Here is a 1,928-nt window from a genome sequence, read left to right on the forward strand (position 1 = left end):
CCGGCCTGTCACGCCGGGGGTCGCGGGTTCGAGTCCCGTCCACTCCGCCACTTATTAGAAAGCCGAGTCTTATGACTAGGCTTTCGTCGTTTCTGGATACGATAATTTTGTCTTCGAGCAACGAGTCCCGGTCGCCTGCGACCCCAAGCACTCCACCATTTATAAGAAGTCTCGCTAGAAATCGCGGGGCTTTTTTGCATCTAAATTATAGTGTTCGCCCTTCCATTGAATGACTTTTACACAAGGTTTGCGCGTAACCCATGACTCCTAGTTAACGTGTCCCATTATTCTGTTATTTATTAGAAAGTCTAACTCTACGATTAGAGTCTTTTTATTTGTATTTTCTACACCAGTTGTTATTTGAAACGAGCATGCGTTTCACAAACGCATATAGCTTTAAGCTTAGCACTCAAATACTCGAGCTATGCGACGTTGTAAGTCAGGTTAATGAGACTGTTCTGACTCAGCTGTATCCATTCAATATCGAAGTTATATAAGGCTTACAACTCATCCTATGTGCCCTGCGTTCGCAGATGTTTGCTTTATCAAGCGAGTGCACTTTAGTATTAGTTAACAGCCCTTCGTCTACGATACCTGACTTCTATTTTTCTCTGTGAATCTAGAGGGTACTTCTGATGTGTAATTAGGAATCGATCATGGATGTTTCTGCTAAGAGCGCTATAGCCCTTAATGAGGTGACTTCATCCTCTTGTTATTCATTAAGCTCAAACCACTCTTAATTGTATTGAGCACCCTGTTTGAAAAGTATCTCAAAGGGGAATTGGACTATATTTCAGGTTGAAGGAGAAAGTCGCTAGATTAAGGGCCCAAATTGGTGCCGGTGGGATACATATGCTAAGAAATAGAGAATTTCTCGTATTCGTGCAGTGATATTTATTATCCAATCAGATCGAGACTCTCTGGCTCTAGGTTCAGGTATCTTAGGAGATGTTTACCGGTCTCTTTTCTACTCTGATGTGTTTGTTGACTCGATATGAATTAGTTATGTTGACCACTTTACTCTGAACATATTGATTTCTTGCTGGTTAATTCAAGCTATGTTTTGGCTATTGCGACTAATATTAAGCTAGAAGGGCGTTATCGTTCACTTGGTAAGAATAGACTCAAAAAAAGATCATCGGGTGATATTTTAGTGATTATTTTAACAAATAGATAAAGCCTTAAAAGCTAATGGGGCGAACTATGAAATTAAGCTTTAACTTTGAAGATGCCAGTCAGATCTTTGTAGGATCTTTTGCTTTGGCTGTACCGATTTCTTTTTCCGAAGAAGCCTGGAAGTTAGGGGAGACTTTGCCTACTGCTAATCTGTTGCTGCTATTTTTATTATCAGCTGTGTTCTTAGGCTTTTATACTTATGAAAGTGTCTTTCAAAAAAATGTTGTTGCGCGCATGCCGGTGTTTATTTTCAGAATTGTTATTGCTTATGCTATGACGGCGTTGGTAGTTGCTTTGGTCCTGACATGTTTGGATAAGTTGCCTCTATTAAGCGATCCAATAGTCTCGTTTAAACGTGTCATTGTTATATCAATGCCCGCGTCTATGGGGGCTATTATAGTGGATAGTTTCGATAAAGAGTGAAACCGTATATCACCCAGGTTAAGTCATCAACAGAGCCATTCTAGCGCTTATTTGGTTCACTCTTAGATAACCAAGTAGCAAGCTCGCTAGAAAGGTTTCGACATGTCGTTGAGTGATTAAAGCTAAATCAAAAGAGTAAGGCCTAATTGTTTTACAAGAAAATTAAGACTGAGAGTTTCTGTACTGAATGAGCGATTAGAAAGGTGAGGGGGATGGAGGCACGCTAGGATCTTTAGATGCAAAAAAGCCGCATCAATGATGCGGCTTTCTTTAATTGGCTCCCCTTGCAAGACTTGAACTTGCGACATACGGATTAACAGTCCGCCGTT

At 40.6% G+C, this 1,928-nt stretch carries 2 protein-coding genes; one reads left to right on the plus strand and one right to left on the minus strand.

The features are described from left to right. Nucleotides 1–1,203 precede the first annotated feature (1,203 nt). On the plus strand, nt 1,204–1,599 hold the full coding sequence (locus ACED59_RS24375) for a DUF2391 family protein (protein ID WP_009847710.1): 396 nt from the start codon (nt 1,204–1,206) through the stop codon (nt 1,597–1,599). Nucleotides 1,600–1,721: 122 nt separating this feature from the next. Here the strand turns inward: ACED59_RS24375 and ACED59_RS24380 are convergent. Beyond that, nucleotides 1,722–1,928 (minus strand): hypothetical protein (locus ACED59_RS24380; RefSeq protein WP_371696245.1); only part of this gene is annotated, 207 nt, incomplete at its 5' end.

This window comes from Vibrio sp. FF266, assembly GCF_041439695.1.
In the GTDB taxonomy this organism is placed as follows: domain Bacteria; phylum Pseudomonadota; class Gammaproteobacteria; order Enterobacterales; family Vibrionaceae; genus Vibrio; species Vibrio tasmaniensis_A.